General features: G+C 38.5%; 16 protein-coding genes. 14 read left to right on the top strand and 2 right to left on the bottom strand.

Going from position 1 to position 11,851, the window contains the following annotated elements:
* The 8 genes from V7D18_RS14970 to V7D18_RS14935 form a co-directional block, all read left to right on the top strand.
* A partial coding sequence (locus tag V7D18_RS14970) for a hypothetical protein (protein ID WP_426155214.1) occupies nucleotides 1-375 on the top strand: 375 nt, incomplete at its 5' end.
* A gap of 32 nt (nucleotides 376-407) precedes the next feature.
* Nucleotides 408-914, top strand: coding sequence for a hypothetical protein (locus V7D18_RS14965; RefSeq protein ID WP_426155212.1), 507 nt, complete (start codon nucleotides 408-410; stop codon nucleotides 912-914).
* A gap of 444 nt (nucleotides 915-1,358) precedes the next feature.
* Nucleotides 1,359-1,598, top strand: coding sequence for a hypothetical protein (locus V7D18_RS14960; protein ID WP_426155210.1), 240 nt, complete (start codon nucleotides 1,359-1,361; stop codon nucleotides 1,596-1,598).
* Nucleotides 1,599-1,956: 358 nt separating this feature from the next.
* The gene (locus V7D18_RS14955) at nucleotides 1,957-2,352 is read left to right on the top strand and encodes a hypothetical protein (RefSeq protein ID WP_426155208.1); all 396 of its coding nucleotides are present in this window, start codon (nucleotides 1,957-1,959) and stop codon (nucleotides 2,350-2,352) included.
* 243 nt (nucleotides 2,353-2,595) lie between these two features.
* The gene (locus tag V7D18_RS14950; RefSeq protein ID WP_346064597.1) at nucleotides 2,596-3,819 is read left to right on the top strand and encodes an IS110 family transposase; all 1,224 of its coding nucleotides are present in this window, start codon (nucleotides 2,596-2,598) and stop codon (nucleotides 3,817-3,819) included.
* A 336-nt stretch (nucleotides 3,820-4,155) separates the two neighbouring features.
* The gene (locus V7D18_RS14945; protein WP_426155206.1) at nucleotides 4,156-4,395 is read left to right on the top strand and encodes a hypothetical protein; all 240 of its coding nucleotides are present in this window, start codon (nucleotides 4,156-4,158) and stop codon (nucleotides 4,393-4,395) included.
* On the top strand, nucleotides 4,392-4,736 hold the full coding sequence (locus V7D18_RS14940) for a hypothetical protein (RefSeq protein ID WP_426155205.1): 345 nt from the start codon (nucleotides 4,392-4,394) through the stop codon (nucleotides 4,734-4,736). Before V7D18_RS14945 ends, V7D18_RS14940 begins: the two co-directional genes overlap by 4 nt.
* A gap of 273 nt (nucleotides 4,737-5,009) precedes the next feature.
* A complete protein-coding gene (locus V7D18_RS14935) occupies nucleotides 5,010-5,957 on the top strand; it encodes a hypothetical protein (RefSeq protein WP_426155203.1) in 948 nt (315 codons plus the stop codon).
* Nucleotides 5,958-6,257: 300 nt separating this feature from the next.
* Here V7D18_RS14935 and V7D18_RS14930 read toward each other — a convergent pair whose 3' ends face one another.
* Complete coding sequence (locus tag V7D18_RS14930; protein ID WP_426155202.1) at nucleotides 6,258-7,097, bottom strand: SDR family NAD(P)-dependent oxidoreductase; 840 nt, start codon at nucleotides 7,095-7,097, stop codon at nucleotides 6,258-6,260.
* Between the two features lie 76 nt (nucleotides 7,098-7,173).
* On the bottom strand, nucleotides 7,174-7,848 hold the full coding sequence (locus V7D18_RS14925; RefSeq protein ID WP_426155200.1) for a Crp/Fnr family transcriptional regulator: 675 nt from the start codon (nucleotides 7,846-7,848) through the stop codon (nucleotides 7,174-7,176).
* Nucleotides 7,849-8,088: 240 nt separating this feature from the next.
* Here V7D18_RS14925 and V7D18_RS14920 point away from each other — a divergent pair, with 240 nt between their 5' ends.
* From V7D18_RS14920 to hypF, 6 genes are all read left to right on the top strand, one after another.
* The gene (locus V7D18_RS14920) at nucleotides 8,089-8,427 is read left to right on the top strand and encodes a DUF3796 domain-containing protein (protein ID WP_426155198.1); all 339 of its coding nucleotides are present in this window, start codon (nucleotides 8,089-8,091) and stop codon (nucleotides 8,425-8,427) included.
* A gap of 2 nt (nucleotides 8,428-8,429) precedes the next feature.
* On the top strand, nucleotides 8,430-8,636 hold the full coding sequence (locus V7D18_RS14915; RefSeq protein WP_426155196.1) for a helix-turn-helix transcriptional regulator: 207 nt from the start codon (nucleotides 8,430-8,432) through the stop codon (nucleotides 8,634-8,636).
* A 226-nt stretch (nucleotides 8,637-8,862) separates the two neighbouring features.
* Nucleotides 8,863-9,255 carry a proton-conducting transporter membrane subunit gene (locus tag V7D18_RS14910; RefSeq protein ID WP_426155194.1) on the top strand — a complete coding sequence of 131 codons (393 nt, stop codon included), beginning with the start codon at nucleotides 8,863-8,865 and terminating at the stop codon, nucleotides 9,253-9,255.
* Nucleotides 9,207-9,410, top strand: coding sequence for a hypothetical protein (locus V7D18_RS14905; protein WP_426155193.1), 204 nt, complete (start codon nucleotides 9,207-9,209; stop codon nucleotides 9,408-9,410). The genes V7D18_RS14910 and V7D18_RS14905 overlap by 49 nt, the downstream gene beginning before the upstream one ends.
* Nucleotides 9,404-9,577, top strand: coding sequence for a hypothetical protein (locus V7D18_RS14900; protein WP_426155191.1), 174 nt, complete (start codon nucleotides 9,404-9,406; stop codon nucleotides 9,575-9,577). The genes V7D18_RS14905 and V7D18_RS14900 overlap by 7 nt, the downstream gene beginning before the upstream one ends.
* On the top strand, nucleotides 9,544-11,832 hold the full coding sequence (gene hypF, locus V7D18_RS14895) for a carbamoyltransferase HypF (RefSeq protein ID WP_426155189.1): 2,289 nt from the start codon (nucleotides 9,544-9,546) through the stop codon (nucleotides 11,830-11,832). The genes V7D18_RS14900 and hypF overlap by 34 nt, the downstream gene beginning before the upstream one ends.
* Nucleotides 11,833-11,851: the final 19 nt, after the last annotated feature.

Below are 11,851 nucleotides of genomic sequence, written 5' to 3'. Positions count from 1 at the left end.
GCGGGTCATGCTAATATAGGAGAAGGTGGAAAGAAGTTAGATTATTTGTTCGGCAAAGCTACTGGTAGTAAGCATAATATAGAACGATCCTTACAGATGAAGGAAGAACTTGCTCATATTGGTGTATATGATACCCCCAGTAATAGAGTTGCATTAGAAAAACATTTGAATGGTGTCTTAAATGATTCAAGTAATATTATTGGTACAGAAACGAGGTCTTATATTGCAAAAGAGTTGCCAGGTACACCGATGGTAGAGTATACTGCTACGACTAAAGAAAGTTTCTTTATGGGACCCGGTGGCGGAGTTAAGCTTGAAACTGTTTGGGATGGTGATAGGCTGATAACAATAATTGTTAAAACAGGAACAAAATAACAATATGTAATCGATGATAATAGGAGAATAGTATGCACAATGAATTTGAGATAAAGAACTATGGTACGGCAGAAAATTTAATAAGTCAAGCTCAAAATAACTTTTTGATTTATGGTAATTTAGATGATGCCGACAGATTTGAATCCATAAATATACTTAAAAGCGGTTTTGAATGTGGAATAGCTTATAATTATGCAGGATTAAAACCAGAAGTATTAATAATAAATAACAAAGAGGTATATATAGGTTTCGATAAAACTATATTATGCATAGACCAAGAGACTAAACAGTTGATTAGTGAAAATAAAATGGGTTCTTTGTTCTATGAATTCATACATGTAACTACGAAATCATTAGTTGTAGTTATTTTTGAATTAGATTTAATGGTAATGAATTATAAAGGAGATATTATTTGGTCAATTGGTTTTAGAGATATAATCGAAGTTTTTGATGTTGAACAAAATGAAATAATAAATATCAAATGTTCAGATGAAGAAGAATTTAAATTTAATTTACTTACTGGTCAATATATTAGTTAGAGTCTAGAGTAACAAATGCTGCAGGGCTACTGTTTTTAAGTGACTCTGCAGCATTTATAGTTATGCACCAATTCCCGGTATTCAGATTGCCAATAAAACGTTCTGCTTGTAAAATTCGTTCGTGTTCTTCTGGTGATTTATTAGGCCGAGTTTTACTGATTTTTGTGGAACATATCAATTAGCATGTTTATACGTTCCTGAATGAACATATCCAATAAATCTTGTTCAGCCATTGTGTTTTCCTCCTTTAACACCATACAGTACTGGAAAAGTTGTAGAAAGTTGATACCAAAAATCACTAAAAATCGTTGCATTTATTGGTGAAAATACAGCAAATAAATTCTAAAGGTTAACGGTATATATTGGCGAGAATAAATTGGTGATATTTTAAAGGTGAACCTATACAGACACCTTAAAAACCCTTGAACAAGGAGCAACTAATACATGAGTGATAATAAAATAAGCATTATATCAGAGAAGTTTGAAAATGAAAAAACGGGAGAACAAGTCGAAGGTATTACAGTTATAATAGATAAAAAATTAAAAAATATGTTTGATATTATAATTGAAAAAGAGGGGATTTATAGTGATTATAAAGAAGTTATGCGTGATGTACTTTTTTCTGGTATAAATAATTATATAGAGAAGTATAAAAGTGAAAATAATTCTCAGCCTAACAAGTAAAAACACCTTAGAAGAGAATAATAATGAACCTTTGAAAATATAGGAAATTAAATCAATTAGGTTTATGAACTTCTTGTTTTCCTGATTAACTGGTACTATTTTATTGGAGTCGTTCATAACCCCGTAATTCTTTTGCATAAATGGACATTCCCTGCAAGTACGACCCCGGTTACGACCCCCATGCCATGAATTCGACCCCGATGGAAAAGTTCTTTCAGTCCGCATTGCGGGCTGATGTTAGCGGAGCCGGGAGAGCTTTTGACCCCGGCTCTTTAACCAGCATCATTTTCGACCCCATGGTTCATCCCTGTTTTTGTAGCAAAAAGGGGCGTGAATCTTCCAGTTCAGGAATTTGTAAATGGTTGCGATTGTGCGACTTGAGGGATATGAAAAACTGGCCTATATGCGACATTTTTCTGAAAAAGCAACCGGAAGACGAACAGGAGGCAATAGCAATCCAAACAGTTATCAGGTGCAATGGGAAAGACCTATGTTTTTCAAATTTGCCCAACAAGGCTTTTTATCGCTTGAATGGCATACATGTTCTACCATCGGTTTTAAAGGTCACACAGGGGTAATATCTTGCGACACAGGGCTAAATGAGAACGGGACATCAATTCTTAACTGCCATTGGCTTAAAGATAACTGCCTACCCCCCATGGTTCATGGTGAACCATGGGATTTACAGAAAATTGGTTCTATGGTAAAATGGGGCTGCCGGGGGTTACAGGGGGTAAAAATACCTTTTCTGTAGCTCCCTTTTCTGTTCTTTTTTCTGTCGTTCCGTCTCCCGATAATAAATTCAGAAATGACTTGCAATCTATTTGATACAGAGTTAACATCAACAACCAATAAAAGAAATAACTTGTCCTTCCGCCCATTGGTTTGTTGTAGATTGGCTGTCGCCCCCTTGCGGACTCATTTAGAGTTAACGCTGTCATCTGAGGTTGCCGGTACAGGAACTGATCGGTTGGAAACAAGATCAGGAGGGAGAGAATTGCAGAAAAGAGAAAATCTGCTTTATGTGGGGATTGACCTGCATAAGGAAACACATACCGCAGTGATGGTGAACTGCTGGAATGAGAAATTAGAGGTAGTAGTGATAGAAAACAAGCCCAGTGATTTTAAAAAGCTGGCAGAAAAGGTAAACAGAAAATCCAATCATCTTGGTCTTGAACCTATTTACGGATTGGAGAATGCATACGGCTACGGCAGAAGTTTAGCTGTCTGGCTGATTGAAAACGGTTACATAGTAAAAGACATTAATCCTGCTCTTGCTTATGACCAGAGAAAAAGCGCACCCATGCTCCGTAAAAACGATGAGTATGATGCGTATTGTGTGGCAACGGTTCTGATTAACCAACTGCATACTTTGCCAGATGCAAAGCCCAAAGATAACGAATGGACACTGGCTCAATTAGTAAATCGGAGAGATTTACTGGTCAAAGACGGAATTCGATTTAAGAACGGACTCCATGAGCAGATATCCATGGCATATCCCAGTTACAGTAAATTTTTCAGTGAGATAGATGGGAAATGTGCCATGTACTTTTGGAAAATCTACCCATCCCCTGTCCATTTGCAGGAAAAGACGGCAGAAGAACTAACAATTGAATTCAAAGAGATATCCCCAATCATCAGAAAAGAGAAAGCGGAAATGATTCTTGACTATATCCAGCACGATGGAAATACCTATCGGGAATATCAGGAATCCAGAGATTTTATCACAACGAGTCTGGTAAGAGACTTGGAACATCAGAAAGAAGAGTTGGCAGGGCTTGATAAAGAAATCGAGAAAATCCTGCTTAGTTTTGATTATAAACTGACCAGTATGCCTGGAATTGGAACCTCCGTAGCCAGCAAATTGATTGCAGAAATCGGAGATATCCGAAGGTTTTCCAGTGCAGACAAGCTGGCAAGATTCGCAGGAGTAGCTCCTGTAAAGTTCAGTTCTGCTGGAAAAGGCAAGGAGCAAAGCTCCAGACAAGGAAACCGTCAACTGCATGGACTGTTTTATTTCCTGGCAGTGACCATGGTGTCCAAACCAAAGAACGGAGTACCCAATCATCCGGTATTTTACGAGTATTACATTAGAAAAATCGGCGAAGGGAAGACAAAGTCTCAGGCACTGGTCTGTATCATGCGCCGATTGGTAAACATTGTTTACGGAATGATGAAAAATAAGACAGAATACCGGGAACCGATTCGAGAAGAAGAATAGTAATTTTTCTATTTAAAAACAGCACAAAGACGTGCTATAATTTTTTTAATTAAATACGAAAATTCACCGTTCGTCGCATATCTCAGTACTCCACCTGAGGGGGCGGGGCAGACTGGTTATGATTATCTGAATAAGCAATTAGGTGGCTTAAAAGATAAAGTCGAGATAAAAAAATATAGCTCCGCAGAAAGTGTAAATGATTGGTGGGCAAGTAAAGGCTATGATAATCCACCATATACTCCCCAAATGGTTGTTCAAGAAATTAAATTAAAAGAAGATACGGTTTTTGTTAGAGTATTTGATGGTGAAACTTCGGGCATGTATGGTGGTTGGGTGATGAAAGCAGAAGATATCAAAGGACTAACACCCTTACAGATACAAGATAAATTTGCATTACCAGCTACTCCAAAGTCTGTGGCAGAGGTAAAGCTTAAAGCTGGTGACACTATTCGTATGGGAGAAGCTAATCCCATATTTGGATCCGGCGGAGGTGGCACACAATTTGATCTAATGGGACAATATATTGGTGAATTTAATGAAATAGGAAATTTAACAGATTGGAGCTTAATGAAATGAACGAAATAAAAATTGACAATAATTTATTACATATTGGAAACTGTAGAATTACTTTTGAAAATAAAATTATGCAATATAAGATTATTGAGGATAAAATTTTTGTTCTGCTCAATATTTTACCTAAAAAAGAAATGAGTTATGATGATTATCATAACATATATTGTTATAATGACGAGGGTAAAAAGATATGGCAAGTAGGACAGCGACCTAAAGGAGATGATACAGTTTTTACGATGATAAACATTATTGATTCCGTGTTATATGCTAATGATTTCTTAGGAAGACGATTTTCAGTAAATAAAGAAAATGGGATAATAGAGAATATGAATATAACAAAATAAATTTAATAAAATTCCATCTATTTAAAGACTATAACATTTATAATAGCTGACGAAATGGGCATTTCGTACAAACGCGACCCTGCTTACGCCCCCCAATGCCACAAATCCGACCCCGATAAAAAATTCTCTCAGCCCGCATTGCGGGCTGATGTTAGCTGAGCCGGGGAAGTTTTTGACCCCGGCTCTTTAACCTGCATCATTTTCGACCCCATGGTTCATCCCTGCTTTTGGAGTAAAATAGGGTGAGAATCTTATAGTTCAGGAATGTTATAAATGGTTGCAATTGTGCGACTGGACGGATTTGAAAACTGGCATATATGCGACATTTTTCTGGAAAAGCAACCGGAAGACGAACAGGAGGCAATAGCAATCCAAACAGCTATTAGGTGCAATGAGAAAAGCCTATATTTTTCAGATTTGCCCAACAAGGCTTTTTATCGCCTGATTGGCATATATGTTCCACCATTGGTTTTAAAGGTCACACAGGGGCAATATTTTACGACACATGGCAAAATGAAAGTGGTATATAGATCTTGTTTCACCAGAAGTTTAGCCAGACCGTCTACCCTATGGTTCATGATGAAAAGAATGGATATTAACGAAGCTATCTATTTACTTGAGGAAGTAAATATACATATTATTGATGACGGGAATGCTATATACCATGATATTAGTTTTGGTGAAAACTTTCCTTTAGAAAATTACTATGCAATAAGGCTAAACGAACAAGATAAATGGGAATATTGCTTTGTTCAAAAAGAAAGACGAAATGTACCAGAGTATAAAACTGTTAAAGTTTTTAAAAATAAAGAAGATGCATTGAAGTATTTTTATCTTGATAGGCTCAGAGACTACTTTATGCAAAATTTTATTCAGAAGCGAATAGACTTTAACGAAAATTGGAACATTGATTTTTTATTATTATTAATAGAAAAACATGAAATACCAAAAGATTATTTTTCATATGGCTTCATTGAAAATAGGAATTCTATTTTATATTATAATGAGAAAGAAAAACATTATAATGCGTTTATTGGATCAAACGGTGATACAGTTTGTACATCTCCAGAACTCGAAAACGAAAAAACTGCACTTATTTCAACTTTCAAAAGAATAAATTTATTATATTTTTTAGATAAATTTATTGAAGAAAAACAAAAAGAACTGGAAAAATATTTCACTGATACCGACAGAGGTGAATTTTTGAGTTACAAGTTTTAAAATATATTATTGTAGTCTCATGCCGCATAGCAGAAACCCTTCTAATATTACTTATGGGTATTAGGCGACTATCCAACAAATAAAAACACAATTTGGTTCTTTGAAAAAAAGAGAAGGTAGTCACAATTCCTTAAGCAGTCGGCATTGCCGTCTGCTGTGAATTGGCAGGAGCGCCGTAAGGTGCACCTGCCTTTAACCTGCATCATTTTCGATCCCATGGTTCATCCCTGCTTTCGGAGCAAAATAGGGCGAGAATTTCGGTAATCATAAAGGCACATACCGTATGGCAGGAGCTGAATTCTACTTCTTGTATTGATTTATCAATGTTTCTGTAATTACCCAGAGACTATTTCTGATTATATAATCATTCCAATACGATGTAAGTGTTTTCTCTAATTTTCCGTCAAATACTTTTCCGGATTTCGCTTGTACTTTATCCGAAGATGCATGCAAAACAATATTTTCTGCGGCTTTGTCAGCGGAGATAGCAAACAAATCTGTTATCATGCCTAGGAGCCAGGGACTTTCTCTACGGAGCTCTGATTTGAATAATCCCGGGTTAATTGAATTTACTATTATCCCTGTATCGGCTAATTTTTTCGAGAGTTCAAGACTATATAGAAGTAGATAGAGTTTCGTTCGCATGAAGTCTTCATAAGGCTTATATTTCTTTTGGAACTGTAAGTCTTCAAAGTCAATGCGAAGTTTTTCTGGTGGTACTGCTATATTTATAATCTGTGCATTTGAACTGTTCTTTAATAAATCCATTAAGGAGGTTGTAAGTAATACTGGTGCCAGATAATTTGTCTGAAACATCATTTCAAAACCATCTTCTGTAACGGTTCGATGCTGTCTCATAACGGCAGCATTATTAAAAATCACATTGAGACTTGAATGTGTCTCTTTAAACTTTTGAAGAAAATCTTGAATTGACTTTATTGAGGATAGATCACAATACATCAGCTCGAGTTTAGCATCCGGGACTTCCCTTTTAACTTCAGCTAATGCATCTCTACTTTTTTGGGAGTCTCTGCACACTAATACAACTATAGCTCCCGATTTGGCAAATTTTTTCGTTACAGCAAGCCCCAGTCCTGAACTAGCCCCAGTAACCAAGCATATTTTATCTGATAAATTCATATTTAATCATCTACTCCTTTCGTATTTTTTGATTATAATACAGAAAGGATTTTTATTCTGTTAAAAATTTTACACTTTAATAAATACATTGTTTTTTTACTATATAATGTTTTCTCTTCCTGCAAATATAATTACTTTTTATAAGCTCCTGTAGAGCTTGAGAAACCATAACTCTGGACGCTCCCACAGCAGAAGCGATTTCCTGTTGAGTCAAGGGAATCTTGATTAATGTACCCTCTGTACAAGGCTCACCTTGTTCCTGTGACAATAGGATTAAGAAGCTGATCACTTTTTCTTGAATTGTCTGAGTGTTCAATTCAGTAATCTTTTCCCAGGTATCATATAGGCAAGTAGAAAGGTTCTTTATTATTTGCAAAGCAATTTCCGGATTTCCTATAATAATTTTTTCAAATGATTTACTGTCAATACTGCAGACGTTCGCTTCTTCTAGTGCTATAGCAGATACAGGTGAAAATGCGCCTTCTCTAAACAAGGCAGTCTCACCGATAACTTCACCAGCTCCAACTATTTGAATAATTACCTCTTCACCATTTTCAGTAATTCTTACAAATTTCAGGCTTCCTTCTTTTATAAAATATACACCATCTTCCGGTTCACCTTGTTTGAACAGATATTCTCCTTTTTTCATATGTTGTTTCTTTGTAGCATAACAAATCGGAGTAAAAGAGGTTTTATCTATTCTTGAAAATAATGGAATATCATTTAAACATAAGTATTTTCTTTTTTCCATAACTTCCTCCATAAAGTAATAACATATCTGTTTTATATCATATACCGAAAAAAGAGATTTGAACAGATTGCATTTCGACTACAAAAACTGCACCTCGATTACAAAGGTTGCATTTGGGTTACAAAAAACTGCGTCTCGCTCTACAATTAATCTCCAAACAAAGCTGCTATTGACAAGAAAATTTAATAGTGGTATATTTATAACATAATGTTAGAAATATACCACTATTGGAGGTCTTTTATGAAAGTCAATAAACTGGGTTTCCTGTCCATCCTCGCTTTGTTAGGCTTTATGGGGTTTACTGTTAGTATACCGTTTTTCGGTTTTTTCGGCTTTGCCCAGTATATCCGGTATTTTTTTGTAACACCGGATGAGCTGTTCCAGCAAAATGTCAGAAAAGCGGCAAGTTATGGTTTCTTTTCCGGTGTATGGGTTACTGGTCTTGCGATTGTCATACACTTCCTGTTTCCAGCAATTCTGCCAGTCAATATTGTATTGGCATCGTGCTACGTTGTCTCTATGATTTGTTTTACAATCAGTCTCGTGGTACTGGAAATAAATGAACAGCGGGAGATTTAAACATGGCCTTAATTACTAAATTGCGGGAATACAGAGCAAAGCAAAGCTTAACACAGGATGAACTTGCTGTACTGGTTGGGGTGCGGCGGGAAACGATTATTAATTTGGAAAAAGGCAGGTATAATCCATCATTAAAACTTGCCATGGATATTGCAAAGGTATTTTCTACTACAGTGGAGGAATTGTTTTTCTTCCATGAGGATGAATAAGACTGTATGAAACGGACTGGTATTTCTAGAAAATATTGAAATTAATAAAAAGGATGCTCTGAAGCAAAAGCGTCCTTTTTTTGTTGATAAAAATGTGTTTCTTATCAAAACCTCCTTTATATAGCTGAGCAGCATTAATTTAACAGTTTCTTTATATCGTAAAATCTCTCTCTTTCGAACTGCCTGTATTTATTTCGGTATCGTGCTGAGCAACCAGCTTACCTGGATGTATTTTTGCTGGGAGCTTACGACCTTCTGTTCTTATCTGCTTATAGGGTACACAAAGACTAAGGAGGCAAGGAAAAATTCGTTTCGTGCACTTTTCATTAACCTTTTAGGCGGAGCTGCTTTTGCTGCCGGGATCATCATCATCGGCATCAGCAGAAATACGCTGGAACTGTCGGTTCTTCCGGAGCCAATCCATCTGGATCTGGTGCTGGAGGATGAAACGGTTGTGGAAGCAATTCCTAGAATTGGATATATTCACAGAGATTTGGAAAAGCTGGTGGAAAAAGGGATTATCAGCAGTATTGTTACGTTGCGGAACGGATCTGCGGAATCTGCTCTTTTATGCATGGAATGGGATATTGTATGTCCATTGAGCGTATTATGGATGTAGAGGTGCCGGAGCGGGGTGAATTCTTACGAACAATATGGGCAGAACTGTCACGGCTTCACAGCCATCTTCTCTGGCTTGGACTTCTGGCGGATGCCTTCGGATTTGAAAGTCTGTTTATGCAGTCCTGGAAGTTAAGGCAGATATCATTATGTTAAACAAATGTGATCTTTTACCCTATGTGGATTTTGATGAAGAGTTCTTCATGAAGGGAGTCCGGGCATTAAATAAAACAGCTCCGGTAATCAGGGTGTCGGGAAAGACCGGAGAAGGTTATGAAAAGGCAGCAGAATGGATAATGGAAAAAATAAAGAAACAGCAGTAAAAATTAAGGTCTGCGGTATTGTACAGGGGGTTGGATTCCGGCCCCTTGTTTATCGTGCAGCCAGGGAAATGGGAATCAAAGGCTGGGTACGAAACGTTGGCGGTGATGTGGAAATTGTGGCACAGGCGCCGAAAACGGCAGTGGACCGGTTTTTATCTGATTTAAAAGAGAATAAAGAGCGAAGATACGAGATTCTAAATATGGAGATGGAAGAGCTGCCGGTCTCTGTTTTTGATGATTTTGTTATTATACCAAGTGGTGAAGCAAAAGAAGTCTCCATGATACCTGTAGATCTGCCGGTCTGTCCGGAATGCTTAAAAGAACTTGCCGATCAATCAGACAGAAGATATGGCAATCCATTTATCAGCTGTATGGCCTGCGGTCCCAGATACACCATAATAGAAGAAATGCCGTATGACAGAGACAACACGGTCATGAAGGATTTTCCCATGTGCAGTGCCTGCAATAAGGAATACACCTCTCCTCAAAGCAGACGGTTTCATGCACAGACAATTTCCTGCAATGACTGCGGTCCCTATCTTTTATACCAGGATAACAGGCATCGGGAGGCGAAGGAGCTTACTGACCGGGAGGCCTTAAAAAAAGCCATAAAGGTGCTGGCAGACGGCGGAATCGTGGCAGTAAAGGGAGTCGGAGGGTATCACCTGGTGTGTTCCCCTTTTCTGGAGCCGTCGGTGGTCCGGCTGCGTCAATGCAAAGGACGGGAAGAAAAGCCTTTTGCAGTAATGTTTCATTCTGTTTCAGAAATAAAGAAGTACTGTGATGTTTCAGAGGAAGAGGAGATACTGCTGGCATCCAAAGCAAGGCCCATCGTGCTGCTTCCTATGCAGGAAGATCTGATGGCTCCGTCCACTAATAAGAAAAGCCTGTACTGCGGCGCATTTCTGCCGTATACTCCCCTCCAGCATTTGCTGACGGAAGAACTTGGTCCGCTTATTATGACCAGTGCCAATGTATCAGGACAGCCAATTATCCGTGAAGATGATTGTATGCTTTCTCTTTCAGATCCATTTCCTGATGGGGTTTTGTATAATAAAAGAAGAATTGTGAGATCTGTGGATGATTCTGTAGCAAAGGTTGTGGCAGGGAGCCCTCAGCTTATCAGAAGGAGCAGAGGATATGTTCCCTATCCTGTTTTTCTGCAAAAAGAGAAAGGGGGAGAAACAGAGATTTTTGCTGCCGGCGGAGATTTGAAAGCGGCATTTTGCCTTTGCCGGGGCGAGAGAGCAGTTGTATCCCAGTATTTTGGAGATTTGGAAGAATGTGGTGTCATGGAGGAATATAAAAAATCCTACAAAGACTTAACCTGCCTGTTAAACATCACACCAGGGCTGGCAGTATGTGATTTCCACCCCAATTACCACTCAGCCCGTTTTGCCCAGAGTCTGTTACTTCCTTTTATAAAAGTGCAGCATCATCATGCTCATATTGCGTCTGTGATGGCGGAGCATGGACTGAAAGGTCCTGTAATAGGCGTGGCATTTGACGGAACCGGCTATGGAACCGATGGGAGCATATGGGGAGGGGAATTCCTGATCTGTGAGGGAAAGGAATTTGTGCGGGCTGCTCATTTAAGCCCGTTCCCGGTTCTGGGAGGCGATCAGTCCATGCGGGATGGGAAAAAGACTGCAGTCTGTTATCTCCATCATGCAGGCCTTGACAGTTTCTTTCCAGATGAAAGAAAGCATATCATAACGGCGGCACTGGAACAAAGAATCAATACGGTTTCTACTTCCAGTATGGGCAGGCTCTTTGATGCAGCGGCCTCTGTCCTACAGATTGCCTATGAGAACAGGTATGAGGGAGAATGTGCCATACTGCTTGAACGGGAAGCTGAGATTGCCAGAAGAGAACATATAAAACCTCCTTCCCTGCCATTTCTTATAAAGGAAGAGGAAGAAGTTTTAAAACTGGACCCAAGACCATTTTTTGAAGCAGCGGTAAACTGCAAAGACAGAGGGATGACCGGAGCTCTGGCACTGGGCTTTCACCATGCAGCAGCAGAAGGAATTGCAGGAATCTGTGAAAAGCTGGGAAGTCGTCATCATATCAGCGATGTGGCACTTAGCGGAGGAGTATTTCAGAATACTGTACTTACAGAACTAACCCTTACCCTCCTGCGGGAAAGAGGCTTTCGCGTATACATAAACCGCCTTGTTCCTCCGGGGGACGGCGGACTGAGTCTTGGACAGATATACTTAGGAAGAAAGCATTTAAAAACAGATAACACGTAACCGGCAGAAAGGAGAAAAT

This window comes from Lacrimispora sp. 38-1, from assembly GCF_049890855.1.
Lineage (GTDB): Bacteria > Bacillota > Clostridia > Lachnospirales > Lachnospiraceae > Lacrimispora.
Note: the sequence above shows the minus strand (reverse complement) of the source record. Positions and strands in the feature narration are given on the sequence as shown.